This window comes from Natronorubrum halalkaliphilum, assembly GCF_009834785.1.
Lineage (GTDB): Archaea > Halobacteriota > Halobacteria > Halobacteriales > Natrialbaceae > Natronorubrum > Natronorubrum halalkaliphilum.
This window is the reverse complement of sequence record NZ_WUYX01000038.1, coordinates 199,171-225,512: the sequence shown is the minus strand read 5'-3', so window position 1 is coordinate 225,512 and position 26,342 is coordinate 199,171. Positions and strand designations below refer to the sequence as shown.

Here is a 26,342-nt window from a genome sequence, read left to right as displayed (position 1 = left end):
TTCGCCGAGTCGTCAGCAGCAATGAGATGATCTCACGGGCTCACGCTGTGCCGGCTGTCGAGACCTCGGGGTAAACACATACGCTAATCCCAACGTTCTCCAATATGTTATGTTCTAGAGACTCGACAAGGAACTGGAAATGCCAGGAGTTGTAATACCCGTTTTCCTCCTTGAACCGCCACCAGAGGAACTTTAATGCCATGTACCGGCCGTGGTCTAAATTCATCGCTTTCACAGACGGGATCATATTTTCGTATTCGATGGCATCGAAGTCATCTGGACCATTAATACGGGTCGCTGCATCTAGGTCTTCATCAGTAACTGGCTCTTGGTAGAGATGAAGAAGGGTTTGATAGATTCGCCGCTCAACAGGTGTTGGTTCAGTACGTTCTTCCGACATTGGTTCTGACTATTACGGCGATAGGCACCGATAAATGCCCTTCGTAGCGTAGCTACAGAACGGTTCAGAAGGACTGGATCGAACAGAACACTACTGATCCTCGGTAGAAGGCCACCAACTATTGGATAAGGGACTTTCGCTGTTAAATCGAGTACTCCGTATATGGCCTTCCTTTCTTACTGCGGATGATCCAGTGAATTTGACAAGTGAATCGTCATAGTGGCTGTAAATCAGTTGGGATACAGCTGGATAGACATGTTCTTCACAAAGTTGGCCGATTTCCTCGCAGACTTCTTCAGAGAGGTGTTCTATTGCTATGACACCAATAGCGGGTGTCCGTCCGTGGGTAATGCCACCGGTTGTTTCATACCTCTTCACATCCTCGTTGAAGGTCGCGCCTGCTGGTTGGTCGGGGCATTCAACGACCATCCCACGAGCAGGGAAATCTTCGCCATCAGTGTACAACCCGACTCTGTCTGTTGGGGTTACGAAGGACCCCGGAAGTAGCATTTCCCCATTTGAACTTGTGTGGAACTGTCGAATGCCCTCATATCGTTTTTGTCCGACCTCATCGCCAGATGAGGTGAACTCAATATGATGTTGAAGCCAGTCCTCAATAGCGATCCCAGTCGGGAGTTGACCTGCTGGTTTTAGGGGAAGTCGTTCTATTCGTGGACCGCCTGGTGCTGGGTGGTCTAATTCATGCGACTCCGGTGAAATGTCTGCCTGGTCAACGAGCCCCAATATCACTACTGGGTCATAGTCTGCAGGCCCTCTCCGTGCAAAATCAAGCAGGTTCTCTGCTTCGGCAACGTCGTCTGCCAGATCAGATGGGATACCGACAAGCACAACTAGATCACTATCGATTGACTCCAAGTCAAAGAGATCCTTGACCCGACTCCGACCTTTGACGTCTACAGTATTCTGCCCGATTGTGAAATCGTGTTCACAGTATTCCTGTTCAGCTCTTCTTAGGAACTCGCCGTTGTGCCAATGCCACTGCTCTATTGGAAGGGTGTGACGACAAAACTCATAGAACGCAATTTCAGCCAAATTCCCCTTGATTTTCTGAATGTTATCATCGCCCGGATACGCCTCCGCCTGACCCCACGCTAGGGCATGATGTCCGCGATCCGGTGCAAATTGGTATCGTATCATAAGGAGGGAATCTCAGCTCGCTCGTATTAGTAGATCCGAGTCACAGTGGTAGTAGTTTCCGAGAACGACCTCGACGTGTCCCAGGACGGCACCCATCACCGAGTGCGGGCACGTTCCGTGTTTTACCGAGCGCGCAACGAGGTCCTCGGGCGTGACCATCCCGGCGTCGGTAAAGTCGTAGGGAACGGCTTCGACCGCGTCGCCGTCGCTGCCCTCGTCTGGGAGATCCTCGAGATACTGCGCGTAGAACGGGCAGTACTCGGTCTCGGCGCCGACCGGACCGCCGTCGCTGTACTCCGGAAGCTCCGGCGGGTACGGCGTCGGTTCGTCCGCGGTCTCGAGAAAGCGGCTGTCGTGACTCCCCCGACTCCCGCTGTCGGCCAGCCCGATCTGCTGGCTGCGGGCGCGCGCGGCGAGGTTCTGAGCGGTTGTCTCGCCGCCCTCGCCCGTGAGATCCCGAGTGCGATCCCGCAGGGTCTCACAGCGGTCGTAGACGTTCCCGTCGTCGATTCCGCCCGCACCTTCGCGGTTGTACGGACAGACATCGGCCTTACCGACGAGGGTGAGTCCGGAAACCGGGTTCCAGTCGGTCGGCAGGTTCTCGTTGATCGTCTCGAGGTCCGCCTCGAACTGGCGCAGTTGCTGCTTGACGCTCGTGAGCACGACCACGCGCTCGTAGTTGGTGTCCGGATCGCGTACGAGGTCGATCCCCGCGGTGAGCGCGATCATCGTCTTTCCGGTGCCACAGGCCCCCTCGATAACGGTGTAGCCATCGTCTCGAGCCGTGTCGATCGCGGTTTCGATGCCGTCGACCTGCTCGTCGTAGGGCTGGATGTGGCCGAAGATCGAGCGCCAGTCCGTCATTCTCTCCGTACTCGGCGGCGGTCATCCATATCGTTGACGGACCGAACTCGCCGCGGCTTCCGATATAAACCCTCGGACGGATTCATCGGACTGCCGTCGGTCAGTCCCGGAGCGACCGCGAGCAGTCTTGCGATCAGTCCGGGATACGGGTACAGCGGACCGTCTCGTACGGTTTACTGTAGTCAATTACCGCCGATCACCGACCCCGTCCATGGTGATTGGCGGTACGTAGTTACAGCAATCCGTCTCAGTCGTTCGTCGATGAGTCCTCGAGACCTTCCGGGCTACTGTCGGTGTCGGTGTTAGTGTCAGTGCGAGTGTCACCATCGCCGTCGCCGTCGATCCCCTCTTGGAGCGCCCAATCAGTCGCGAGCCGCGGCGGTCCGCCCACCGCGATCAGGATCGAGGCGAGGCCGAAGACCAGAATTCCGATCCCGCCGACGGCGTTAACGACGAGTTCGGAGCCGCCCTGTGCGAACACGATCGTGACGGCCGCGAAGGCATTGAACGTCCCGTGGAAGATCGCCGGTGCCAGAACCGATTTCGCGGCGACGGTAACGTACGTGTAGACCGGCGACATCGCAATGCAGGCGACGGTCATGACCCCGACGCCGAGCACCGGGTTGTTCGGGAAGTTATACCCCTCGAGAATGATCGGGGCGTGCCACACGCCCCAGAACAGGCCGATAACGGCCGACGCCTTCCAGAAGCCGAGCGGGGCGAGTATCGTCAGGAGGACGCCGCGCCAGCCGAACTCCTCGCCGAACGCGAAGACTGCGTTGATCGTTGCACCGATCCCGAGCGCGACGCCGATCGTGACGAGGAGATTGAACGGCCAGCCGGGAAGCGACGGACCGGCCGGCTCGTCGGTCTGTGCGAACTCAGTTCCCTCGCCGGTCAGCGGATTCGCGTCGGGAACGAACTCGACACCCGGCACCAGGAGGGCGACGCCGGTGCCGATCAGTACGAGAACGATCGGGGCGGCGGCAGCGATCCCGAGCCACCGCAGTCGTCCGTGCGGAAACCGAAGTCCGGCCGCCTCGAACGACGGCGAACCGACGATACACGTGACGATCCCGGCGATCATCGGCGTGAACATGTACGCGGGCGCGAGCGCGATCATGCTCACCGCCGTCAGCTGTGCGACGACGACGAACCCGCTCGAGAGCGCCACGAGCGAGCCGAAAAAGACGATCAGTGGACGTCGTCCGGTCTCGATGGATTCCCGCTCTTGAGGCGATGCACCCTCATCCCGTGTCATACGTGACCGTTCGGTTGGTTGAATAATAGCGATTGGGTTTGTCGCGCCCGTCGACTGGCCGAGATCGCCCACGAGAAAACCGGGAGAGGCGAAGGAACACGGCGAGGCGAACGGGATCGATGCTTCGGCTCGAGGAACGAGATCAAACGAGATCGGTACGAGCCGACCGGGCCGGACGCTGCCAGCGTGCTCCTTTAATTGCGCGCCGCCGAACAGTCATCTATGAAAGTCCCAAAATCCCTCAAAAACGTCGATCGTGACGATATAGTCGTTCGCACGTTCCGCTACGACGACGGGAGCGTCATCGCGGTCGATTTCGGTACGGGTGCGTCGGACACGGAGATCGACGTCGTCGATGCGACGGCGATCATCGTCACCGGCGACGACCAGTTCGAGTTCGAACTGCCGCCGGAGGCCAGCGACGTCTCCGTTCACAACGGCGTGTTGACGATCAAGGAGTAACCGAGAACCGCCTCTCGAGCGCTCCGCCGCAAGCGGAACGCAAAACGCGAACCACAGACGAAACGCAACCCATTCCCGTCCCGCGCCGGTAGGTGCGGTATGAACGATTCCGTCGACTCCACCGATCCCGACACCGACGCAACCTTCGACCCCGACCGCTGGCGCGAGGAACTCGAGACGAAACGCGCGGAGAAAGACGAGTTCTTCGGGGACCACCCTCAGTCGCCGGTTCCGCCCGAGGACCGCGACGGCTTCGACGGTCTCGACTATTTTGAACCGAATCCGACCTATCGCGTGACGGCGACTGCGACGGTTCACGACGACCCCGAGGTCCTCCTGATGGACACCACCGCTGGCCGCGAGATGCGTTATCTTCGCGTCGCAACGCTTTCGTTCGCACTCGACCGCGACGACGACGAACTCGAGGACGGAACCTTTGAACTGGCTGCCTACCAACTCGAAAGCCCGAACGAGGAGCCGCTGTTCGTCCCGTTCCGGGATAAGACGACCGGCCAGCAGACCTACGACGGCGGCCGGTACATGGAACTCGCCGCGGATCGGGACCTCGAGGACGGCGACGAACTCGTCGTCGACTTCAACCTCGCCTACACCCCCTTCTGTGCCTACAGCGAGACGTTCGACTGTCCGCTTCCCCCCGAAGAAAACTGGCTCGAAGTAACGATTCCGGCGGGCGAACGGTTCGAGTAGTCGGTCTCGACCAACGGAACGATCGTATACACGCAATTACTATTATCTGTCAACCTCTGTGTGAGTAATTCCAACTGAAATGAAAGAACGGACGGTTTCGTCTCGAGATATCGGTCAAAAAGTCGCCGAGGGAACGCGGGCTCGAGTCGAAGCGAGGGGGTTGTCAGCTGGCGGGTAACTCGAGTGGAAATCAGGGGGCTACGCCGACGGTCAGCAGGGTGCCGAACTCGCGGTAACGTTCGACCATCTCCTCGCGGCTATCCCAGTTATCAGTCGGGAACTCGTCCGCACTGGGGATGGCGGTCTCGCGATCGGGAATATTGTCCTGTTCGGCGACGTGAAGGCCGGCAATACGGAACGCCTCGCGATACTGCTCGCGATCCCAGCGGGTCATCTCGATCGAAATTTTGTCTTGCCACTCGTGGGAGTGGACGTTCTCTTCGTAGTAGTTGACCGCACAGTAGAAGGTTCCGCCGGGACGGAGAATTCGGGCGACCTCCTCGAGAGTGTTGTGGGGATCGGCGGCGTAGTAAAACGCCTCCATCGACCAGATGTGGTCGATCGAGTCGTTTTCGAAGGGAAGCGAATCGAAGTCCCCGACGAGGAAGCCGACCTGCGGATCGTCCGTGTACGCCGCGGCGTTGTGGGCCATCTCCGGCGAGCCGTCGAGTCCGTAGACCCGACCGGCGTCGTTGGTGTCGCGGAGCGCACGGCCGGCGTAGCCGCTGCCACAGCCGAGATCGAGGACGGTATCGCCGGGTTCGACCGGCATGCGCGCGAGCGCGTGTTTCGCGGTGTGCCAGTGGCGTTCCTCCATTCCCCTGTCTTTGCCACTCGTCGCCCAGTCGTCGAACTCCTCGCGGACGCTCATACTCGAGCAATCACGGTTGATGCTCAAAACCGGTTCGACTCGAAACGGCGGACAGGGAGAAGAGTCCAGCCGGTTCGAACGGTGCGCTGTACCGATATCTCGGTACCGGTGCACCCACACGGAGGGTCGCGGGCCCAGCGAAACTGGTACGGCGATCCGCATCAGTCGGGAGCCGTTCGAGTGGACCCAGTACTCCGTCGCGGCTGGAACCTCAGCACGTTCCCGACTCGTTCGAGTGACCGACAATCTTTTTAGGATTGCCTAAAAAGAATAGTTCGGAGAGGTTTAGGCCGGCCGAAATCCGTGGGCATCGGACCGAAGCCGGACGGACAGCTCCTGCTGAACCGTTTTTTCGTGCGGCGAATCGGGAATAATCGGAAGGTATATGTTTTTTAGGTCGGCCTAAATTAGATATGCAACAGCGCGACAGCAATCAGACGCGACGGACAGCGACCAATCGACGACAGTTCCTCGGCGCGACGGCAGCCTCCGTCGGTGCACTCACCCTCGCCGGCTGTCTGGGTGGGTCGGGTGAAGATCTCGAGGGATACGATCCACAGTCGTCCGCAGTCGAAGCGTCGGCCGTCTCCTGGGACGACCTCGGCGATCTCGAGGGCGAGTTGACGATTTACTCCGCGCGAACGGCAGACCAGATCGATCCGCTCTTCGAGGAGATCGAAGCCGAGTACGACGACTTCTCCGTCAGCGTCGACTACGACGACGAAGGTGATCAACTGGCGAGTCTCCTCGAGGAAGGCGAGAACAGTCCCGCTGACCTCTTCTACACGCAGTCCTCGGGCGAACTCGCTCGGCTGAAGGAGGAAGCGCTCGCTCGAGAGCTTCCCGACGACGTGATCGACGCGGTCGACGACAACTACAGCGACTCCGACGGATACTGGACCGGCGCATCCGGTCGCGTACGTGCGATCCAGTACAATACGAACGAATTCGACGGCGACGACCTCACGGACGATATCTTCGAGTACGCAACCGACGACCGCTTCGAGGACGTGATCTCGACCCGTCCGAACTCCGGGACGTTCCGCTCGTTCATCGTCGCGATGATCGAAGAGGAAGGCGAAGACGCAACGCGTGAGTGGGTCAGTAGCATGGTCGACGATCAGAACGCGACGCTGTACAGCAGCGGCTCGTCACAGGCGGAGGCCGTCGCAGACGGCGAACAAGCGATCGCACTCGGGAACCAGTACTACGCCGGCCGGATCCTCGGAAACGACCCGGATGCGCCGCTCGACGTCGCGTTTACTACCAACGATCCCGGCTGCCTGTTCAACGTTTCCGGCGTCGCTATCCTCGAAGGCGCAGACAAACCCAACCTCGCCGCGGAGTTCACGCGACACATCCTCGCCGTAGAAGGACAGGACTTCTTCGTCGAAACCAACGGCGAATACCCCGTCCTCGACGGCGTTGACTACGTCGGCGACCTCCCGGCACTCGACGAGATCAACCCGCTCGAGTTCGATCTGAACAAGCTCAGCAACGTTGAACAGGCACAGGACCTCCTCCGACAAGAGGGAATGACCGTCTAGATCGCACCCGACACGCAGATCGATCCTCACCCTCACCTCCGTCTCTACTCCCCGTCGGATCCTCACCCTCACCGCTGGCAGTCGTCCCTCCCCACCTGACAGAGTCATCTCTTGCGTTCTGTGGCCCGTCCACTCCTCCGGACCTACTCGAGGGCCGCTATTTCCCCGACCGGATCGCTCCCATCCCACCGGAAATTTAGGAAGCCCTAAATCCCTTCCGACGAAAGGATCCTCCGAACGATTACCGTGGCATCAGAGCGACTCGAACGGTTGACAGAGGTCACCAACGATACGTCGAAGCTCGGACTCACGGCGCTGAGCGGTGTAATTGCGCTGCTGGTCGCCTCGCCACTACTGTGGATCGCGCTGCGAGCGACACAGGTCGATCCGGACCGAGCGCTCGAGTTGCTGATCTCCGTCCGAACCGGCGATATTCTGCTGACCAGCCTCGGCCTCACGCTCGGCGTGACTGTGTTCTCGATCCTGATCGGCGTGCCACTCGCCGTTTTGACGACGCGATCGGACCTGCCACACCGACGATTCTGGACGATCGTCGCCGCCCTCCCGCTCGTGATTCCGAGCTATATCGGAGCGTTCGCGTTCGTCTCTGCGTTCGGTCGTCACGGCGAGGTCAGCGAGTTTCTCGGGGTTCCGATGCCCCGCATCCAGGGACTCGCTGGAGCCACCCTGATCATCACGCTCTACACCTACCCCTACGTGTTCCTGACCACTCGAGCAGCGTTACTTTCGATGGACTCCTCGCTCGTCGACGCCGCTCGAACGCTGAACGCGGATCGACTCGAGGCGTTCCGTCGCGTGACACTCCCACAGATCAGACCGGCAATCGCCGCCGGAGCACTGCTGGCGGGCCTGTACGCCATTTCCGACTTCGGGACGCCTGCGTTCTTACACGTCGAAGTGTTCACGAGTGCGATTTACTGGGAGTTCGGAGCTATCAACGTAGAGTATGCGGCCCTCCTGTCACTGCAGTTGCTTGCAGTGACGGGCATTATCCTCCTGATCGAAGCGAAAGTCGGCAAGGACGAGGACGCGAGCGGCGGCAGCGCGACCGGGGCACAGATTCGCCTCGGTCGCTGGAAGTGGCCGGCGATGGGGGGTATTGCGGGGATCGGTATCGTTACGCTCGTCGTCCCGATCGCGATCTTCGGGATCTGGCTCGTCCGTGGAACCGGCGGCAGCGCACCGACGTACGCCTTCGAGTGGGCGTACGCGCTCAACTCGGTGTATCTCGCCGCGCTGGCGGCGATCGTCGCCAGCGCGTTCGCACTCCCCGTCGGCTATCTGGCGGCGCGTTCGGACTCGCTGCTCGCCAGACTGTTCGAGCGAGTGACCTACGTCGGCTTTGCGGTCCCCGGTGTCGTCATCGGTCTCGCACTGGTGTTTTTCGGCGCGAACTACGCGGGTTGGATCTATCGAACCGTTCCGCTGCTAGTGTTTGCCTATGTCGTCCGCTTTCTTCCACAGGCGGTCAGTACAACGCGGACGTCCGTGCTCCAGGTCGACGACCGGCTTCCCGAGGCCGCGCGAACCCTCAACGCGGGCCGCGTGGAGACATTCCGGCGCGTTACGCTACCCCTGATCGCACCGGGGGTCGTTGCCGGCGGTGTCCTCGTCTTCCTGACCACGATGAAAGAACTCCCGGCGACGCTGATGCTCCAGCCGATCGGCATGGACACCCTCGTGACCCTTATCTGGAGCGCTCACGGCACCGCTTACTATCGCTACGCGGCACTACCCGCGTTGATCCTCGTCGTTATCTCCGGGCTTTCGATGCTGGTCTTGCTTCGACAGGAAGATTTCAACGCCTGATTCGTCTCCGCGACGCGACGCTGGTTCACGTTCGTCCCTCCGACCCGACACCCGTTCGCGCTCCGTCTCTTCGACCGTGACATTCATATTCCGACCTCACTCGACAGTACACCGTTTCCCGTTCCGCTACCGGTATCTCTCCGCTCCAGAACCTCCCGCGCGGTACGTTAGACCAACGCGACGATGTCACTCCACAGCACCCTCCACCGGAATTACAATTCGAGGGACTGTCGGAAACATCCGCACTATTAAGTCGGTGCCGGAAGTTGTTCACGTCAATATGGAGTACTCGCTCGAAATCGATGGCGCCCCAGAGACGATACCAGGCGGCACAGGCGTCCTGTTGCTCCATCCGAGCACCGGCGAAACCGACCGTATCGACACCGACTTTCTCAAGACCGACACCGACAACTTCCTCGTCATCTCCACGCGAACCACCGCCCGCGAAGTAAAGCAGAAACTCGAGTACTACGACGTCGACGAGAAACGAGCCGAAATCCTCGATACGCTGAGCATCGAACGGGGCTACTCTCGACGCACGAGCGACACCGTTCACTACGTCGCCGCCCCCGATGACGTCGACGGCATCATCGACCACATCGACGGCTTCCTCGAGGCCCACGACGGAAAGCTCCGAATCAGTTTCGACTCCGTGACCGAACTCGCCTACTACGCGGGCGACGACGAAGCACTCGAGACCGTCGAACGCATTCTGGAACTGCTCGACGAACACGACGCAGTCGGTCTCTTCCACGTCTCGGAAGAACCCCACGACGAGTCCCTTGTCGAGGACTTCCGCGACCTGTTCAGCGGGACGATCGACCTGGACGAAGACGGCAGCATCGACGCTGATTTTTGACGGCGACTGTCGACTGCTGACCCTCGGCTATCGACTGCTAATCCTCAATTATTCACTGCTCACCTGCAACTATCCACTGCTGACTTCCGACCACCGAACTGCAGTTCCCACCGTTGGCCAGACGATATCGATACGTTCGCCATCGTCGCATTCGAGGACACAGCTTCGGCGACGAAAGCTATAGTAGCCACTGGAAATCAGTGCACACCAGATCGCACGACGAGAGCGGGTTCGAGGACGCGAGAACCGCGGAGACGCGAATAGCGCGGGATCACCGATCCCGCGAACCGTGCGAACGGCGCCACGCCGCCGTGAGCAGACAGGGAGTGACCGACCCGTGAGCGAGTGCGATCGATATGGAAACAGTTCCAGTTGTTGCTATCGAAGACAGACGAAGACGTCTCGGCAAGGGGCGGCGATCGCTCGGGTTACTGGCGTGTCCGTGAACTACTTCGCGAGTGAGTCGAACGTTTTCTCGGCCCACCTGATCGCGTACTCGGGACCGTGGTCCCGATACGCCTCGGTATCGAGCGCCGCAAACGGTGCCGGTAACTCGATCGCGTGCTTGATCGACGCACACGCAAGCTCCGTCGCATCCGCGAACTCCGTCTCCCCGCGGGCGACCGCTCGCGGAAGTCCCGATACGCGGTCCTCGAGTCGGGTGCCCGCGTCCTGCCACGCGTCGGCGAGTTCGGGATGGTCGTCGTGCCAGTCCGCGAAAACAGCTCGAGTCTGAAGCCCGATCCAGCCGTCGTACAGCGCAGCAGCCACCTGATAGGTGCCGGTAGGGTCGAGATCGACCGCCCGATCGAGTTCGGGATACTCGTCCTCGAAGAAGCCGATGAAGTGTTCCGGAACGTCGAGATCGAGTTCGACGAGTGCCTCGGCGAGCAAAAAGTCGACGAATTCCTCGGGCGAGCCCTCGACGCGAGGCTTTACCAGCACGATCGGTGGCTCGGTCTGGCGCGTCCAGACGATACTCCCGTCGCCCGGCATCCCGATGGTTAGATCCGGGCTCGCGTACCGTTCGAGCAAGGTCGGCGCGTCCGCGGGCAGCCACGCTGACGGATAGCTCGCCGGCTCGAGCGCGTCGACGACCAGTCCGAGGTCTTCGGCCCGTGCAGGGTCGAGCGTCTCGAAATCGCGCTCACAGTCGAGTATCTGTACGTCGGGGGCGTGCTCGTCGCGGATCGCCTCGACCGGACTCGAGAGCTCGCGAGCGTCGAACATCAGACGAGAACGGTCTGGAAGACGACCAGCAGCGACAGCAGTGCCGACACGGCGATCGTGGTGAGGACGACCTTGGTTGGAGTGCTCATACGAGAACGCAATCAGCCGTATCGCTTAAATCCATCTTTCTTACCCGAAATTGCGCCTCGGACCGACGGTCGGCTCGAGCGATCCCGTACTTGGTTCTGCACCGAGACCGATATGTGTAAGATAATTGTCTTCCGTTCCGAGGCTCGAGAGTGATGCTCGAACCGAGCGATTCGATGAGAGAGCCGCGAATAGAACGGTCGAACTGTTCGACTGAAACCATAATTTCACCTGCAACACATTTCGAAGGTAGCGGTCCGAGAGAAGCGTGTATCGTGAGTGTTTCACATGAAATAGTGGGGTGTGCGAGCGACGGGATACTAACGGTGTGTCCAAACGACGATGTCATCCCGTGCGAGAAATCCGGCAGCCCGCGGGACTCGTCGCGGTGGTCGAAGCGGGATTACTCGTCGTCACGCCAGGAATCCGGCACGTCGATGACGTACCGACCGTCCTCCTGCAGGGAAATAATGTACTCCTCGCGATTGTAGAGCTCCATCAGATTGAGTTCGTACTGTCCCGGATTGACGATTTTAATGCTCTCGAACTGCTCGTTGAGTTCCGCTCTGAGCTCTTCGATGGACGGGTTCTCGCCCGACGGTTCGCTGACGACACGACCGTCGTGATCCGGCGGTCGTTCGTCGTCGCCATCGGCCGGAGCCGGGCTGTCCGTCCCGGTCGTGTCGCCTGCGTGAGCCCGGTCGCCGTTTCGACTGGAACCGGGTTCCGTTCCGGGAAGATCGTCAGTAGAGATGACCTCGCTTCGTGCGTCGGCCTGGGCCGTATCTTCGCTGTCCTCGAGCGTCGAGTGACCGACGATCGACTCCGACTCCGACTCCGACTTCGACTCGGATTCGGACTGAGACTCGGATCCAGTACCGACTGTAGCCTGCTCCCTTCCTGCAGTATCGGGCCTAGTATCGGAGTCCGGGGCCGTCGACCGATCTTCCGGTCGGCGAGCCGTGTCCGGCCATTCCGTAAACGCTTCAGTTTCAATCGGTTCCGCCGACTCGGAGCGATCGTCGCTCGAGGGCCACGATCGATCCGATTCCGCTGTCGGGTTCGCGTCGGTCGAGCCGTCACTTCCGCCGGCCGGACGATCCGATTCGGTCGGATCGTCGGGGTCGAGATCGGACGGCGTCGTTGACGTCTCCCTCTCAGTTCCGGCCCCATCGATCTGCGGAGACGTCTCGGTCTGGTCAGACTTCGAGGAAACCCATCCACGAACGGTCTCTGCGGCGCGCTCGACGGTTCCGCTGGAGTCGGGGTCTCCGGGTTCGGGTCCAGCGGAGGCTGGATCTCGATTGAGTTCGGGTTCCGACCCGGGTTCATCAACCGGATCGGATGCGGTGTCAGCGGGTGACTCGGTCGATCTTGACGACGTGTCGTCTGCATTCGAGTCGGTTGACACTCTTCCCGAGGGGGCAAACTGGAACTTGTTCCCGCCGCAGTCGGGGCAACCCGACAACATCTCCTTGGAGCCGTCGGGAAACGTCCGGCCGCAGTTCGTACATTCGTGTGGCATTAGTCTCGAGACACGAGCGCACTGATGAGCGTTTCGTCCTTGTGAAGCGTTTCGATCTGGTTTGCCGGTCCGATGACCGTGAGCTTTGCTTCCGACTCGTCGCCGCCCATGATGCGGCCGAGCAACGAGGAATCTCGCGTGTCGGATTTAGGATACGTCTCGATTTCGATGCCGTTGAACTCGTCGGGACTGATTTCGGCCATCGTCACTTCGATGAGTCGACTCTCCTCGTCGGGAGTCAGCCCTTCTTCCAGAATGACGATGTTCCCGTCGTGGACGCCATCGAGGATCATCCGAATCTTCTCCATGGTCGCCATACCATCCATGCGTTCGCCGCTGATCAGATCGATCTGGACGCCGTCGGGAGCGTCCGGATCGTCCGTGTTAGTTGCTTTTGGCATCGAGTCTCACCCGAAGTACTCCGCGATGTTCTCGTAGACTTCGTCCATGTTCTCGCCTTCCTTGGCCGACAGCGGGACGGTCTTGTGCTGTGGGAACGCATCCTCGATCCGCTTGACGCTCGATTCGTCGAGGTCGATCTTGTTCGCGAAGATAAGAACCGGGAGATCTCGAGATTCGATGATCCCGATCAACATGGTGTTGACCTGGGTAATTGGATCTTCGGCGCTGTCGAGGACGTAAATGACGCCGTCGACGTCCTCGCGAAGCCAGTGCATCGCTTCTGCGACACCCTCGGTGGCTTCGCGAGACCGACGGATCGCGTCGTCTTCTTCCATCTCGTCGGTGAATTCCTCGTAGTCGACTTTCGTCGTCACACCGGGCGTGTCGACGATATCGATGGTTACCGACTTGCCGTTCCGTTCGATCTCGACGTCTTCTTTTCGTCGTGCGCGACGCGTTTCGTGTGGAATGTGACTTTCCGCACCGATGGCGTCACCAGTCCAGTCACGAGCGATTCGATTGGCAAGCGTTGTCTTTCCAGCGTTCGGCGGACCGTAAATGCCGATTCGTTTGGGTTCCTGTTCCGAAAACAGGCGGTCCGTAACCCGAGAGATACTATCTTTGAGTTCTGTGAATAATCCCATCGTTGGGGGCCTCCAGCACCGCGGGGTGCAGTTGCGCGTACTACAAACTGGATTCACTTAAGCCTACGTTAAACGTGTAGATGATTCGTCATAGATGGCGTGTTAGCTTCAGAATATTTGAGCGGTTGTAATAGGACGCAGGTAACAGACTATTATCAGCGGACGGAGAAAGTCGGAGTCCCCTCCCGCAGTAGAGCCAAAAAGAATTGAGGGCTCGTGTGAACATGTCTCATCGACCGCCGACTAAAGGTTAGGTGTTCTAGTTTTATTGCTCGAGTTGATTGTGTATCTATCCCATTCTAGGCCGGGACTGAAACACCCCCACCCCTTCGTTTCGAGTGGAAACCGTCGAGGCCGTGGGGGGTTGAGAGACGGAAAACGGCCGAGAGTGGATCGAAAAACACCCCTATTTCGACTTGAACCGACGACTCGAGTAGTCATCCGAAGGAATTCGGGAAAAGAGCTGGATCTAGTAACTCGATGGGCTTATCGAGAGGGTTCTAGTAGGGACTAGTAACAACAACCACTCCACCTAGTAAAATCCTTGGTTTGCTAATGCTACGGACCATGTTTCTCACCTACTATCTTTAAACTTCCCCTTCTAAAGACCCCCTCCTCCCCCACCCCCTCTCTCGGAGCGTTCCACTCGAAACGAAGGGGTGGGGGGCTAGAGATCGTCGTGCCACGGATCATGTTCCTCTCTATCACACACCACAGACTCAGTCAGCACACTCCTCAACCCAGTCCATCGATGGCGATGAAACAACTCAGAAATATGTATTCCTCATCGGAACAGCTTCCGCCGAACTCGCCGCTCCACTCCCGAAGTTCGGTCTTTCGCAGTGCGTCTATTCAGATCGCTCGCGTTATCATTCAACTCGAGACGCGAGTCGGTCGATTCGCCTCTTCAGTTCCGTTCTCTACTTACCCGATCCGGAAACACCACCAGCAAACGAATCAATGGACGATCACGTATCTTGTCGCGCTGAAAGGCACAACCGAGATTGACCGAACTGATACGGGGCCAACGGAATTCGTCGAGTCGGCGTTCCCGATCGCGCTTTCGAGTATCGACCCGAAACGGACCCCTCGTTTCCCGTACGCGCCAGTGAAACACTATTTCGCTGGGACAACCGTTCGGTACAGATCGTTTCTGGTTACAACCGACTACCATCACTACGCTTGCCGTGAACTGAAGGGAAGAATTTAATACCGTGCTTTTCCTCTGTTTCGTTTGCATCAACTGGACCCGAACCGGATCCCTGGAATAGTAGATTGGCTCTGGGAGCCGACCTACGGCCGATAATTCCTGTTTTCGGTTCGGCGTTCCACTCGAAACCAGGGGGTACGTATACGACGGATGTCAGACGACGATTCAGAACCGACAGGCTCAGACGAGGTCGAGATAGACAATACCAACGGGTTCTCGACGAATTTCGAGGGGACCGATCTCGCTGACGAGGAATCGAATCAGGGACTGTTCGACGACCTTCTCAGCGGCGAACCGATCTTCGAGAACAAGGAAGTTCTTCGACCGTCGTACACCCCTCACGAGTTGCCACACCGAAGCGATCAGATCAATAAGATGGCGACGATTCTCGTCGCCGCGCTCCGCGGTGAGACGCCGTCGAATATCCTCATCTACGGAAAGACCGGGACGGGAAAAACTGCCAGTGCGAAGTTCGTCAGTAAGGAACTCGAGAGCACCTCCCAGAAGTACAGCGTCCCGTGTGACGTCGAGTACATCAACTGTGAGGTTACCGACACCCAGTATCGCGTGCTCGCGCAGCTGGCTAACAAGTTCATCGAGAAGAACAAGGAACGAATCGACGACCGGGTCGAATCGTTGAAGACGCTTCTGGAAGGCCTCGAGGAGTACGACGCCGCCCGGTCGATTCCGGAGTCCGATTCGGGGTCCGGGTCCGACCTGTTCGACATTGCCGACGACTCGTCGGCCGAGTCGGTCGACCCGACGGCAGTCGAGGATAACGGCGGTCCCGAAACTGGGCAGTCGAGCGACGCTGCGGACGCCAATGACACACATGATTCCGTTTCGTCTGGAACCGATACCCCGACTCCGTCTCACGATTCTCCAGGCGAAACGGAGGGGTCTTCAGTCGACGACACTGAGCCGATCGACCTCGTCGATTCGGCGAGTCGACGAGACTCGAGTGGGAGCCACACGGACGAAACGGCCGCCACGTCGGACGGCGACCTACCGCCGGATCATCCGCTCGAGTCGACCCCGTTCGACTCCCGTAGTGCGGTCGAAACGCGTATCGAGGAACTCGAGGACGACAAGGAGTCGTTCGAAGAAGTGCCGATGACCGGCTGGCCGACCGATCGGGTCTACAGCGTCTTCTTCGATGCCGTCGATTACGACGAACGCGTCGTCGTCATCATGCTCGACGAGATCGACAAACTCGTCGAAAAGAGCGGTGACGACACGCTCTATAACCTCTCGCGGATGAACTCCGAACTCGAGAACTCGCGAGTGTCGATCATCGGCATTTCGAACGACCTCAAGTTCACCGATTTCCTCGATCCGCGCGTCAAGTCCTCGCTGGGCGAAGAAGAGATCGTCTTCCCGCCCTACGACGCAAACCAGCTGCGGGACATCTTAGAGCACCGCTCGGAGGTCGCGTTCAAGGCGAACGCCCTTTCGGACGACGTGATCCCGCTCTGTGCGGCCTTTGCAGCGCAGGAACACGGTGACGCGCGGCGGGCGCTTGACCTTCTTCGGACTGCGGGTGAACTGGCCGAACGGTCCCAGACGGAGACGATCGTCGAGGACCACGTCCGACAGGCCCAGGACAAGATCGAACTCGACCGCGTCGTCGAAGTCGTCCGGACCCTGCCGACCCAGAGCAAACTCGTCCTGTTTTCGATCATCTTACTCGAGAAAAACGGCGTCCACAGCATCAACACGGGCGAGGTGTTCAACATCTACAAACGGCTCTGCGAGGAAATCGACGCCGATGTCCTGACCCAGCGCCGGGTAACCGACCTCATCAGCGAACTCGACATGCTTGGGATCGTCAACGCCGTCGTCGTCTCGAAGGGCCGTTACGGCCGGACCAAGGAGATCAGCCTCTCCGTGCCACTCGAAGAGACTGAGGCCGTGCTCCTGTCGGACTCCCGACTCTCCGATATCGACGACGTCCAACCGTTCGTACAGGCCCGGTTCGAGAACTGACCGTTTCTCCCTCTTCTGGTTCGTCTCGAGCCCCCGTCGAATTCGACCCGTCTGCTGACCGAGAACCGAGTGGCCGACGCGACTGGGCACAACGAAGGACCAATATATCCTGACCGGCTTCGGGCACGTATGAACCGACGGACGGTCCTCCTCGCGTGCTCGAGTCTCTTGCCGTTGGCCGGCTGTTCGATGATTTTCGACGAACGGCTCGACGCGCGCGGAACCATCGCCATCGTCGTCGACGGCGAGCCGGTCGATCTCACCGCGGATCGGTACCAGTCCGAACACGCCGCCAACGAGTCGATCGACTTCCACTTCCACGAGGGAGACGAATACTGGTACATGGAGGGCGAGGAGCCGGTCACGTTCGCCGAGGGGATCGATCTTCTCCCTCACTTCGGGTACGACCAGCGGGGAACCGATCACGTCGTCACGATCGACGGCACCAGCTACGACGGGAGCGACCCCGATACCGAACTCACCTTTTTCGTCGACAGCGAGACGGTCGATCCGACGAGCTACGAACTCAGCGACGGGGAGGATCTACGACTCGAAATCACGACCGGCGAGTGATCGCGAGCCGCGCTCGAACTCGGTTCCGACCATCGAACGATCGAGTTTGCTCGAGCGGGCTCGAGAGCCCATCGTGAGAACTCGAGTCGTTCCCTCGCCGGACTGTTGTCGACCGATTATCCGCACTCGGCCGTCGTTCGGAACGCAGAACAGGTACCCACACGATAGCATTCAGCTCCGATACCGACCGATAGCAACGGCGACGCCCGCACTGGTTCCGGCGAGTCCGGTCGCGCCGGCGAGTCCGGCCTGCAGAGCTGGTGAGTCCGGACCGACAGGTACCGGATTGTCTTCGAGTATCGGGGACTGGACGCCCGTCTCGCCGAGAATTTCGTCGAAAGTGAGCCGGACGTGGCCCAGCCACGGAACTCGAATCATCGCTTTGCCGGTGACCCACTCCGGCCTGACGACGTCGCTGATCCCGTTTCCGTACTGATCGTAGCCGTTGTTGGCGTCGCCCTTCGTAATGAACCCGTCGTGGTTTGCGGGACAGGTCTGGACGTCGCCACAGGTAGCTTCGCCGATAACCGCGTCGTCGGCCTTGGTGTCGACCCAGTTTTCTCCCTCTTCGACCCAGAACTGGGCTCGGTGTATCACCGGCGTCTGATGATCGTCACCGTTCGGTTTGAAGACGATGACGTCTCCGGCCTCGCCGAACTTCTCGTGACCGCTTTCGTGGCCGTTCTCGAACGTGACTACGCCGGTTCCCTCGACGGGGTTGTCGCCGGCGTAGCGGTCGTCGTCGACGACGAAGATCAGATCGCCCCGTTCCATATTCGGCTCCATGCTCCCGCTCTCGACGGCGACCAGCGGCGGCCAAACCCCGCTGAGTCCGAAGAGAACGAGACCGATGACTGCGACGATAGCGACGCTACTCAGAACGTCGCGAGCCATAACGACGGTGCCGTCTTCGGTCTTTAGGAACCAGCGAACGACGCCGTCGTCCTCGATCGTGACGTCGTCGGCCCGAGACCGGGCCCGGGGCTGAGGCTCGGATCCGGATTCGAACCCGGCTTCGGATTCGGACTCAGTCGTCGCTTCGGGCGCCGTCGAGGGATCCCCGGGTGGAGTTCGGTCGTCGCGTCCGTCTCTGTCCCGTCGATCCCGGACGCGGTCGTCGCTGTCATCGGGATCGTCAGGGGGGTCACCGGGGCTGGAACCGCTCATCGTCACCCGTTTTGCCGGGGCCAACAATCAACCTTCTGCTCCGGCAATCGAATCGAGTCGGGGACTCCGCGGCACCACCGCTCGGCTGCCGATTTACGTTACCCTTTTCTCCCCGGTCGCGAATGCGAGGTGTGTGCCACTCGAGGGACCAGCCCGGATCGTCAGCGAACTCACCAGCCGCGGTTACAACGCCGAACGCGAAGCCGTAACCAAACTCGCGTCGGCCGACAACCCGGAGGCGACCCTCGAGCGCCTCGTCGACGACCTCCCGGAAACTGCGCTGGTCGTGCGAACCGACCACGTGGAAGCGGCCCTTTCGGCCGCCGATTCCAGCGCGAAACCGCCAGCGGGCGGGCAGGAGCCGCCGTCTCAACCCGATTCGGAAGACCCCTCTGTTTCAACTGGAGAATCCGCGACTCATTCGTCAGCCGTGGAGGGGGGCGATCCAGTTGAAACGAAGGGGGAGACGACCGCCGACCGTTCGGTCGATCCCGAACTGCGATCGCTCGAGATTACGGGCGATATGACCGGCGAGAGTACGGGGACGGGCGAGTACAGTGACTTCGTCTCCGTCTTTCGGGATCGCCTCGAGCGACTGGGATCGAAACTTCGGGGGCGGGTCAATCACCGGCCGGCGACGGCGATTCAGAACATGCCGGGCGGCAGCGAGGCCGGAATGGTCGGGCTGGTCAACGATATCCGATCGACGGCCAGCGGCCACTGGTTGATCGAACTCGAGGACGCGACCGGGACGTTCCCGTGGCTGGTGATGAAAGATCGGGAGTACGCGGATCTGGTCGCGGAACTGCTCTGTGACGAGGTGCTGGCGATGGAGGGGACCCTCGCCGACGATTCGGGGATCGCCTTCGTCGACTCGATGTACTTCCCGGACGTGCCGCGAACCCACGAGCCGTCGACGGCGGATCGTCACGTGCAGGCGGCGCTGATCAGCGACGTCCACGTGGGCAGCCAGGAGTTCATGCACGACGCCTGGAACCGATTTGCCGACTGGCTCCACACGGAGCAGGCCCAACACGTCGAGTATCTGCTGATCGCCGGCGACATGGTTGAAGGCGTCGGGATCTACCCCGATCAGGACGAGGAACTCGACATCGTCGACATCTACGACCAGTACGAGGTCTTCAACGAGTACCTCAAGCAGGTCCCCGGCGACATCGAGATCGTCATGATTCCGGGTAATCACGACGCCGTTCGCCTCGCCGAACCCCAACCCGGGTTCGACGAGGATCTCCGGGAGATCATGTCGGCCCACGATCCACAGATCGTGAGCAACCCGTCGACGGTGACGCTCGAGGGCGTTTCCGTGTTGATGTACCACGGCGTCTCGCTGGACGAGGTCATCGCGGAACTCCCCGAGGAGAAGGCGAGCTACGACGATCCGCACAAGGCGATGTTCCAACTGCTCAAAAAACGCCACGTCGCCCCGCAGTTCGGCGGCCACACCCGTCTTGCACCCGAAGAAAAGGACCACCTCATCATGGAGGAGGTTCCCGACATCTTCCACACCGGCCACGTCCACAAACTCGGCTTCGGGAAGTACCACGACGTGCTCGCGATCAATTCCGGCTGCTGGCAGGCCCAGACGGACTTCCAGAAGAGCGTCAACATCGACCCGGACGCGGGCTACGCACCGATCGTCGACCTCGATACGCTCGACGTGACGGTCCAGAAATTCAGCTGACCAACGTTTTTCACGGGGGATTCGACCGCGTTGCGGGCTCGAACCCCGCCAAAAAACGTTGATGAAAAATGCCGAGCGTTCGCTTCGCTCACGCTCGGTACAGTTGCTATTCCTCAGCGCGCTCCCGCTTCAGCGAGAGCACGGTTCGCTCGAACTTACAGACCAGCGGCTCCTCGGGGTCATTCACTTTGAAGACCTCGACGCGCATCGTGACGATGCCGCGCTCGCCGTCGCTGGTCTCTCCCTTGTCCGTCACCGTCGACTGGACCCGAATCGTGTCGCCGTGAAACACCGGTTCGGGATGTTCGACGTTGTCGTAGGAGAGGTTGGCGACGATGGTCCCGTCTGTGGTCTCGGGAATCGAAATCCCGACCGCGAGGCTCATCGTGTAGAGCCCGTTGACCAGCCGCTCGCCGAAGTCGGTGTCCGCCGCGAAGTCGGCGTCGAGATGCAGCGGCTGCTGGTTCATCGTCATATCACAAAAGCGCTGGTTGTCGCTCTCGCTGATCGTTCGCCGTCGCTCGTGTTCGATGGTCTCGCCGACCTCGAACTCCTCGTAGTAGCGTCCTGACATGAGTTGGTAGTGAAACGTGTGCGTTCTCGCTGCTGTTCAGAGGATCGTCCCGTGTTTCTTGTCCGGCAGGTCCTTCTCGACGGTCTCGTAGAACTCGAACCGCGCCTCGAGTTCCTCCCGAAGCGAACTCGGCGGGACGATTTCGTCGATGACGACCTCGCTGGCCATCCGGTGGACGTTGATGTCCTCGCGGTACTCCTCGCGGAGTTCCTGCTCTTTTTGCTTGCGTTCCTCCGGATCGTCGATCTCGGCGAGCTTGTTCGCGTAGACGGCGTTGATGGCTGCTTCGGGCCCCATGATGGCGATCTCGCCGCTTGGAAGTCCGAGAACGCTCTCGGGGTCGTAGGCCGGGCCGGACATGGCGTAGATTCCCGCGCCGTAGGCCTTGCGGACGACTACCGACTGTTTGGGCACCGTCGCCGAGGACGTCGCGTAGATCATCTTCTTGCCCTGCTCGAGAATGCCGTCTTTCTCGACCTGCGACCCGGCCATGAAACCGGGCGTGTCACAGAGATACAACAGGGGGATGTCGTAGGCGTCGCAGGTCCAGATGAACTCCGCGGCTTTCTCGGCGGCGTCGGGGAAGATCGCGCCGGCTCGGTGGTTCGGCTGGTTGGCGACGATCCCGATCGGCCGGCCGTCGATCCGGGCGAAGGACGTGATGATTTCGGGACCGTACTCCGGTCGAAGCTCGAGCGTCGAGCCCTCGTCGACGATTCGATCGATAACGTCGAACATGTCGTACCCGCGATTGGGTTGGTCGGGAACGACGGCGTCGATCCCCTCCGGCGAGAGCTTCGGAGCCGTTCCGTCCGTTCGGGGCGGGTCCTCGTCGCTGTTGTCCGGCAGGTAGCCGATGAGTTTGGCGACGAGTTCGCGGGCGTGCTCTTCGTCTTCGGCGATCAGGTCCGCGCTGCCGGAGTGGCGCGCGTGGACGTCCGGGCCGCCGAGGTCCTGTAGATCGATCTCCTCGCCGGTGACCATCTCGACCATTCGCGGGGAGGCGATCGCCATCGCCGACACGTCCCGGACCATGATCGTGAAGTCGGCGAACATGGGCGTGTACGCGGCGCCGGCGATACAGGGGCCGTAGAGCACGCAGATTTGCGGGACCCGCCCCGAGAGCATCGAGTGATTGTAGTAGTACTTCCCGATGCCTTCGCGGTTCGCGAAGAAGCCCGTCTGCTGGTCGATCCGCCCGCCCGAGGAGTCCATCAGGTACAACACCGGACGGCCGGTTTTCAGCGCGCGCTGTTGCATTCGGAGGAACTTCTCGACGCCCTTCTCGGCCATCGAGCCGGCCTTGACGGTGAAGTCGTTGGCCATGAAGTGCAGGTCCCGCCCTTCGAACTCGGCCGCGCCGGTGATGAGCCCGTCCGCGGGGAGTCGGTCGTCGGAGTCGGGGTCGCTGTCCTGACCGCTCGGATGCCACGCGTCGAAGTTGGCGAACTTGCCGTCCTCGAACGAGAGGCCGTCTTCGCCGAACCAGAGATCGAGTCGGTCTCGGACGAACAGCTTCCCCTGTTCGGAGAGTCGGTCCCGGTACTTCTCGGGACCGCCTTCGAGGATATCATCGATTTCGGCTTGCAGCGTCTCCTCCCGTTCGGTCGGGCCGAGCGTGTCGTCCGCCGCGGCGTCGGTTCCGCCGTTTCCGGCGGCGGTCCCCTCGCTGGAAGTGCCGGTTTCGCTCCCGCCCGCGCCCGTCCCCGGCTCCGGCGACGCGCTCGCGAGGAGTTCGTCGCCCGTTTCGGCGTAGAGTTCCACCTCGTCCCCGAAGTGGGACGCGAGTGCCTTCGCGATCGCCTGTGCTTCCTGTTCCGTCGCTGTCGTGTTGATCCTGAGTTCCATCTTAGTCGAGTACGACGAGCGGGTCACCCATATCGACCGTGTCGCCGTCCGTCACGGGAACGTCCGCGACGGTGCCGGCCGCCGGTGCCACGACGTCGTTTTCCATTTTCATCGCCTCGAGCACGCAGACCACGTCACCCTGTGCGACCTCGTCGCCGGGTGCGACGTCGACCGAGAGAACCGTTCCCTGCATCTCGGCGGTGATCGCGTCGCTGGCGACCTGTTCGGTGCCGGCGCTTCTGGTGTTGCTGGTGCTTCTGGTGCTCGAGGACGGGGAACCCGAGTTCGTTTCGGAGCTCCCGGTTCCGGTTCCAGTACTCCCACCGCCGTTCGCTGCTCGCGAGAAGCCGCCCGTCACGGCCACGTCGAACCGCCGGCCGTCGACCTCGACGACGAGGTCGTTCGTTCCGTCGCCGCCGGCCGTTCCGGCCTCGGTCTCGGCTTCGGCTTCGACGGCCGTACTCCAGCGCTCGACGGCGGCCGTCAGGTCGTCGTCACCGACCGACTCGTCGAGGTAACTCGTCGTGTGTTCGCCCGCGCGAAACGTCTCGTCGGCGAGCATCAATCGGTGGAACGGGATCGTCGTCTCGACGCCGACGTCGAAATGTCGAAGCGCGCGTTTCGAGCGCTCGAGACAGCGCTCTCGCGTCGGCGCGCGAACGATCAGCTTGGCGATCATCGAGTCGTAGTCGCCGGAAACCTCGTCGCCCCGCGAGATCGCGTCGTCGATGCGAACGCCGAGACCGCTCGGCGGGTCGTAGGTCGAAAGCGTTCCCGGCGTCGGCGCGAACCCGTTGGCGGGGTTCTCGGCGTTGATCCGGAACTCGATGGCGTGACCGTCGATTCCGATATCGTCCTGTGCGTAGGGGAGTTCCTCGTCGGCCGCGACGCGAATCTGCTCGCGAACGATGTCGATCCCCGTCACCTCCTCGGTGACGGTGTGTTCGACCTGAATCCGGGTGTTCACTTCCATGAAGTAGAACTCCCCGTCTTCGACCAGGAACTCGACCGTTCCCGCGTTCGTGTAGCCTGCCTCGCGAACGCCCCGGCGGGCCGCGTCGCCGATCGAATCGCGGAGTTCCGCATCGAGGGCGGTGCTCGGCGCTTCCTCGATCACCTTCTGGTGGCGCCGCTGGAGCGAACAGTCCCGCTCGCCGAGGTGGAGCACGGTGTTGTGGTGGTCCGCGAGAATCTGCACTTCGACGTGTTTCGGCTCCTCGAGGTACTTCTCGACGTAGACCGAGTCGTTGCCGAAGTAGGCCTCGCCTTCGCGCTTGGCGCTCTCTAAGGCGTCGTCGACCTCCTCGTCGCCGCGGACGATCTTCATCCCGCGACCGCCGCCGCCGCCTTCGGCCTTGATGGCGATCGGGTAGCCGAACTCGTCGCCGAGTTCGCGCACTTCGTCCGCCGATTCGACGGGTTCGGTCGTTCCGGGAACGACCGGCACGTCGGCCTCCTGCATGACTCGGCGGGCGTTCGTCTTTTCGCCGAGCGTCGTCATCGCGTCGCTCGAGGGGCCGACCCAGGTGATCCCCTCGGCGGCTTCGACCTTCCCAGCGAATTCGGCGTTCTCCGCGAGGAAGCCGTAGCCGGGGTGGATCGCGTCGGCTCCCGCCCGGTCGGCGACCTCGATGATCGCGTCGCCGTCGAGGTAGGACTGGCTCGCCGGCGCGGGGCCGATGTTGTACGCCTCGTCGGCGTAGGCGACGTGGCCGGCCGAGCGGTCGGCGTCGCTGTAGACGGCGACGGTCTCGATTCCGAGTTCCTCACAGGCCTGCATGACCCGAACGGCGATTTCGCCGCGGTTTGCGACCAGTAGTTTCCCGAACATGGTCAGTACGAGCGCGGGAAGCCGAGTTCCTGGCCGATGTGGTTGTAGGCCATCTGCTGGGAGACGGGCGCGAGTCTGGTGAGGTTGATCTCGCGCCACCAGCGCTCGACGTCGTACTCCGTGGCGTACCCCCACCCGCCGAAGGCCTGCATCGACTGTTTGACGGTCTCGATGCCGGCCTCGACGGCCGTCGCTTTCGCGACGTTGGTCTCGTAGCCACACTCCTCGCCCTGATCGTAGAGCCAGGCGGCCTTCTCGCGCATGAGCGCGGCCGTCTCCATCCTCGCGTAGGCTTCCGTGATCGGGAACGAGACCGCCTGGTGCGTGCCGATCGGCGCGTCGAAGATCTCGCGGTCGTTGGCGTACTCGATGGCGGCGTTCGCCGCGAGCTTCCCGATCCCGGTGCCCGCGGCTGCGAAGCCGATTCGCTCGGGGTTGAGCATGTCGACGAGGACCCACCAGCCGTCGCCTTCGTCCCCCAGCAGGTTCGCTTCGGGGACGCGAACGTCCTCGAGGAAGACCTCACAGGACTTCGAGTAGTTGATCGCGTGTTTGTCGATCGGCGAGACGTCGATGTTCGGATCGTCCATATCGAGGACAAACAGGCTGATCCCGTCGGTGCCGCGGTCGACCTCGTCGCGGGGCGTCGTCCGCGTGACGATGATCATGTTCTCGGCCCGATCCGAGAACGTGATCCAGGCCTTTTTCCCGTTCAGGACGTACTCGTCGCCGTCCTTTTCGGCTCGAGTGGCGACGTTCAGGGTGTTCGTTCCCGCCTCGGGTTCGGTGATGCCGATGGAGAAGTTTCGCTTCCCCGCGGCGATGTCGGGCAGGTACCGCTCTTTCTGTTCGTCGGTGCCGTGCTCGCGGATGCCGACCGCGGCCATGCCGGCCGTCAGCACCAGATACCAGGTGCCGGCCATCCCGCAGCCTTCGGCACAGAGGGTCTCCATGGCCAGTCCCATATCCTGCATTCCCATCCCCGCGCCGTCGTACTCCTCGGGAATGAGCAGGCCGTGGAAGCCGGCCTCGCCGAGTTCGTTCCAGAACGCCTCGGAGAACTCTCCGTTCTCTTCCTTTTCGCGCCAGTGTTCCGGGCCGTACTGAGTTGCGATCTCCGTCGCCGTCTGACGGATCATCGATCGTTCCTGTGTGTCTTCGAAGTGCATAGTTTGATTCGGATTCGCGTGGTCCGGGATGTCCCGGAGTCGTCGCGTCGGTGGTTGGTTGCAGTGGTCGCCCGCCGCTTTTGGTCGGTTGTCGGCCGTCGTCGACCGTCGCTTTTCGCCGACCGTTCGTCGCCGGTCGTCGACCACCGTTCGTCGATTCTCGCCATCGTGCGCTGTTCGTCTTCGAGGCGCGCTCGAAGTCGGACCCCGTCGGTCAGATTCGGCTTCGATCTCGACCTCGTCCCGTCGTTCCGTCCGACGAATCGTCCCGATGACCGTCTCCGGAGTTCGTCGCGGAACTCGACCTCACTCGGAACGATGTGGGCCGTCACGGTGTTCCCGCGCTCTCCCCGTAGAGACCCTCCCACGAGAACCCCTCGCGCGCTCGCTCGGAGTCGAGCATGCTATGGCTCGATGGCATACACCCGGCTGGC

The 26,342-nt window shown here is 61.1% G+C and carries 21 protein-coding genes and 1 pseudogene; 8 read left to right on the top strand and 14 right to left on the bottom strand.

All coding sequences use genetic code 11. The features are described 5' to 3' along the window. Window positions 1–40 precede the first annotated feature (40 nt). The 4 genes and pseudogenes from GS429_RS13185 to GS429_RS13170 all read right to left on the bottom strand — a co-directional run bounded on the left by GS429_RS13185 (window position 41) and on the right by GS429_RS13170 (window position 3,683). Window positions 41–400, bottom strand: coding sequence for a hypothetical protein (locus GS429_RS13185; RefSeq protein WP_160065828.1), 360 nt, complete (start codon window positions 398–400; stop codon window positions 41–43). A 90-nt stretch (window positions 401–490) separates the two neighbouring features. Beyond that, window positions 491–1,558, bottom strand: coding sequence for a DUF7961 domain-containing protein (locus GS429_RS13180; protein ID WP_160065827.1), 1,068 nt, complete (start codon window positions 1,556–1,558; stop codon window positions 491–493). 45 nt (window positions 1,559–1,603) lie between these two features. Then, window positions 1,604–2,422, bottom strand: a pseudogene (locus GS429_RS13175) (ATP-dependent DNA helicase); the annotation flags it as partial. 247 nt (window positions 2,423–2,669) lie between these two features. Next, window positions 2,670–3,683 (bottom strand): CPBP family intramembrane glutamic endopeptidase, encoded by a 1,014-nt coding sequence (locus tag GS429_RS13170; RefSeq protein WP_160065826.1) that lies wholly within the window; start codon window positions 3,681–3,683, stop codon window positions 2,670–2,672. A 222-nt stretch (window positions 3,684–3,905) separates the two neighbouring features. Here GS429_RS13170 and GS429_RS13165 point away from each other — a divergent pair, with 222 nt between their 5' ends. Further along, window positions 3,906–4,145 (top strand): DUF7127 family protein, encoded by a 240-nt coding sequence (locus GS429_RS13165; RefSeq protein ID WP_160065825.1) that lies wholly within the window; start codon window positions 3,906–3,908, stop codon window positions 4,143–4,145. Between the two features lie 99 nt (window positions 4,146–4,244). Further along, window positions 4,245–4,853 carry a DUF1684 domain-containing protein gene (locus tag GS429_RS13160; RefSeq protein ID WP_160065824.1) on the top strand — a complete coding sequence of 203 codons (609 nt, stop codon included), beginning with the start codon at window positions 4,245–4,247 and terminating at the stop codon, window positions 4,851–4,853. Window positions 4,854–5,043: 190 nt separating this feature from the next. On the opposite strand, the gene GS429_RS13155 is transcribed toward GS429_RS13160, so the two are convergent. Further along, the gene (locus GS429_RS13155) at window positions 5,044–5,724 is read right to left on the bottom strand and encodes a class I SAM-dependent methyltransferase (protein WP_160065823.1); all 681 of its coding nucleotides are present in this window, start codon (window positions 5,722–5,724) and stop codon (window positions 5,044–5,046) included. 413 nt (window positions 5,725–6,137) lie between these two features. Between GS429_RS13155 and GS429_RS13150 the strand changes: the two genes are divergently transcribed. The 3 genes from GS429_RS13150 (at window position 6,138) to GS429_RS13140 (ending at window position 9,960) form a co-directional block, all read left to right on the top strand. After that, complete coding sequence (locus tag GS429_RS13150; RefSeq protein WP_160065822.1) at window positions 6,138–7,271, top strand: ABC transporter substrate-binding protein; 1,134 nt, start codon at window positions 6,138–6,140, stop codon at window positions 7,269–7,271. 270 nt (window positions 7,272–7,541) lie between these two features. Then, on the top strand, window positions 7,542–9,101 hold the full coding sequence (locus tag GS429_RS13145) for an ABC transporter permease (RefSeq protein ID WP_160065821.1): 1,560 nt from the start codon (window positions 7,542–7,544) through the stop codon (window positions 9,099–9,101). Between the two features lie 280 nt (window positions 9,102–9,381). Next, window positions 9,382–9,960, top strand: coding sequence for a DUF7090 family protein (locus GS429_RS13140; RefSeq protein ID WP_160065820.1), 579 nt, complete (start codon window positions 9,382–9,384; stop codon window positions 9,958–9,960). A gap of 447 nt (window positions 9,961–10,407) precedes the next feature. Here GS429_RS13140 and GS429_RS13135 read toward each other — a convergent pair whose 3' ends face one another. The 4 genes from GS429_RS13135 to GS429_RS13120 all read right to left on the bottom strand — a co-directional run bounded on the left by GS429_RS13135 (window position 10,408) and on the right by GS429_RS13120 (window position 13,848). After that, window positions 10,408–11,190, bottom strand: coding sequence for a DUF7089 family protein (locus tag GS429_RS13135; protein WP_160065819.1), 783 nt, complete (start codon window positions 11,188–11,190; stop codon window positions 10,408–10,410). Window positions 11,191–11,680: 490 nt separating this feature from the next. Next, the gene (locus GS429_RS13130) at window positions 11,681–12,802 is read right to left on the bottom strand and encodes an OapC/ArvC family zinc-ribbon domain-containing protein (protein ID WP_160065818.1); all 1,122 of its coding nucleotides are present in this window, start codon (window positions 12,800–12,802) and stop codon (window positions 11,681–11,683) included. Next, on the bottom strand, window positions 12,802–13,203 hold the full coding sequence (locus GS429_RS13125; protein ID WP_160065817.1) for a DUF2073 domain-containing protein: 402 nt from the start codon (window positions 13,201–13,203) through the stop codon (window positions 12,802–12,804). Before GS429_RS13125 ends, GS429_RS13130 begins: the two co-directional genes overlap by 1 nt. 6 nt (window positions 13,204–13,209) lie before the next feature. Further along, the gene (locus GS429_RS13120; RefSeq protein WP_160065816.1) at window positions 13,210–13,848 is read right to left on the bottom strand and encodes an Era-like GTP-binding protein; all 639 of its coding nucleotides are present in this window, start codon (window positions 13,846–13,848) and stop codon (window positions 13,210–13,212) included. 1,360 nt (window positions 13,849–15,208) lie between these two features. Between GS429_RS13120 and GS429_RS13115 the strand changes: the two genes are divergently transcribed. Then, complete coding sequence (locus GS429_RS13115) at window positions 15,209–17,044, top strand: Cdc6/Cdc18 family protein (RefSeq protein ID WP_160065815.1); 1,836 nt, start codon at window positions 15,209–15,211, stop codon at window positions 17,042–17,044. A gap of 129 nt (window positions 17,045–17,173) precedes the next feature. Then, window positions 17,174–17,617 (top strand): hypothetical protein, encoded by a 444-nt coding sequence (locus GS429_RS13110; protein ID WP_160065814.1) that lies wholly within the window; start codon window positions 17,174–17,176, stop codon window positions 17,615–17,617. Window positions 17,618–17,788: 171 nt separating this feature from the next. Here the strand turns inward: GS429_RS13110 and GS429_RS13105 are convergent, their stop codons facing one another. Further along, window positions 17,789–18,784, bottom strand: coding sequence for a S24/S26 family peptidase (locus GS429_RS13105; RefSeq protein WP_160065813.1), 996 nt, complete (start codon window positions 18,782–18,784; stop codon window positions 17,789–17,791). A 133-nt stretch (window positions 18,785–18,917) separates the two neighbouring features. Here GS429_RS13105 and GS429_RS13100 point away from each other — a divergent pair, with 133 nt between their 5' ends. After that, window positions 18,918–20,486: a DNA-directed DNA polymerase II small subunit gene (locus GS429_RS13100; RefSeq protein ID WP_328821380.1), complete on the top strand. Its 1,569-nt coding sequence runs from the start codon at window positions 18,918–18,920 to the stop codon at window positions 20,484–20,486. A gap of 106 nt (window positions 20,487–20,592) precedes the next feature. Here GS429_RS13100 and GS429_RS13095 read toward each other — a convergent pair whose 3' ends face one another. Genes GS429_RS13095 through GS429_RS13080 form a run of 4 tightly spaced genes read right to left on the bottom strand, consistent with a single transcriptional unit; the run spans window position 20,593 to window position 25,908 of the window. Next, window positions 20,593–21,060, bottom strand: coding sequence for a MaoC family dehydratase (locus tag GS429_RS13095; protein ID WP_160065812.1), 468 nt, complete (start codon window positions 21,058–21,060; stop codon window positions 20,593–20,595). A gap of 36 nt (window positions 21,061–21,096) precedes the next feature. Next, window positions 21,097–22,908 (bottom strand): acyl-CoA carboxylase subunit beta, encoded by a 1,812-nt coding sequence (locus tag GS429_RS13090; protein WP_160065811.1) that lies wholly within the window; start codon window positions 22,906–22,908, stop codon window positions 21,097–21,099. Window position 22,909: 1 nt separating this feature from the next. Then, on the bottom strand, window positions 22,910–24,739 hold the full coding sequence (locus GS429_RS13085; protein ID WP_160065810.1) for an acetyl/propionyl/methylcrotonyl-CoA carboxylase subunit alpha: 1,830 nt from the start codon (window positions 24,737–24,739) through the stop codon (window positions 22,910–22,912). 2 nt (window positions 24,740–24,741) lie between these two features. Continuing rightward, a complete protein-coding gene (locus tag GS429_RS13080) occupies window positions 24,742–25,908 on the bottom strand; it encodes an acyl-CoA dehydrogenase family protein (protein WP_160065839.1) in 1,167 nt (388 codons plus the stop codon). Window positions 25,909–26,342 lie beyond the last annotated feature (434 nt).

Bases quoted from the DNA above. Each gene is read 5' to 3' on its own strand.
- GS429_RS13185 (WP_160065828.1), bottom strand. From the start codon at position 400: ATGTCGGAAGAACGTACTGAACCAACACCTGTTGAGCGGCGAATCTAT.
- GS429_RS13180 (WP_160065827.1), bottom strand. From the start codon at position 1,558: ATGATACGATACCAATTTGCACCGGATCGCGGACATCATGCCCTAGCG.
- GS429_RS13170 (WP_160065826.1), bottom strand. From the start codon at position 3,683: ATGACACGGGATGAGGGTGCATCGCCTCAAGAGCGGGAATCCATCGAG.
- GS429_RS13165 (WP_160065825.1), top strand. From the start codon at position 3,906: ATGAAAGTCCCAAAATCCCTCAAAAACGTCGATCGTGACGATATAGTC.
- GS429_RS13160 (WP_160065824.1), top strand. From the start codon at position 4,245: ATGAACGATTCCGTCGACTCCACCGATCCCGACACCGACGCAACCTTC.
- GS429_RS13155 (WP_160065823.1), bottom strand. From the start codon at position 5,724: ATGAGCGTCCGCGAGGAGTTCGACGACTGGGCGACGAGTGGCAAAGAC.
- GS429_RS13150 (WP_160065822.1), top strand. From the start codon at position 6,138: ATGCAACAGCGCGACAGCAATCAGACGCGACGGACAGCGACCAATCGA.
- GS429_RS13140 (WP_160065820.1), top strand. From the start codon at position 9,382: ATGGAGTACTCGCTCGAAATCGATGGCGCCCCAGAGACGATACCAGGC.
- GS429_RS13135 (WP_160065819.1), bottom strand. From the start codon at position 11,190: ATGTTCGACGCTCGCGAGCTCTCGAGTCCGGTCGAGGCGATCCGCGAC.
- GS429_RS13130 (WP_160065818.1), bottom strand. From the start codon at position 12,802: ATGCCACACGAATGTACGAACTGCGGCCGGACGTTTCCCGACGGCTCC.
- GS429_RS13125 (WP_160065817.1), bottom strand. From the start codon at position 13,203: ATGCCAAAAGCAACTAACACGGACGATCCGGACGCTCCCGACGGCGTC.
- GS429_RS13120 (WP_160065816.1), bottom strand. From the start codon at position 13,848: ATGGGATTATTCACAGAACTCAAAGATAGTATCTCTCGGGTTACGGAC.
- GS429_RS13115 (WP_160065815.1), top strand. From the start codon at position 15,209: ATGTCAGACGACGATTCAGAACCGACAGGCTCAGACGAGGTCGAGATA.
- GS429_RS13110 (WP_160065814.1), top strand. From the start codon at position 17,174: ATGAACCGACGGACGGTCCTCCTCGCGTGCTCGAGTCTCTTGCCGTTG.
- GS429_RS13105 (WP_160065813.1), bottom strand. From the start codon at position 18,784: ATGAGCGGTTCCAGCCCCGGTGACCCCCCTGACGATCCCGATGACAGC.
- GS429_RS13095 (WP_160065812.1), bottom strand. From the start codon at position 21,060: ATGTCAGGACGCTACTACGAGGAGTTCGAGGTCGGCGAGACCATCGAA.
- GS429_RS13090 (WP_160065811.1), bottom strand. From the start codon at position 22,908: ATGGAACTCAGGATCAACACGACAGCGACGGAACAGGAAGCACAGGCG.
- GS429_RS13085 (WP_160065810.1), bottom strand. From the start codon at position 24,739: ATGTTCGGGAAACTACTGGTCGCAAACCGCGGCGAAATCGCCGTTCGG.
- GS429_RS13080 (WP_160065839.1), bottom strand. From the start codon at position 25,908: ATGCACTTCGAAGACACACAGGAACGATCGATGATCCGTCAGACGGCG.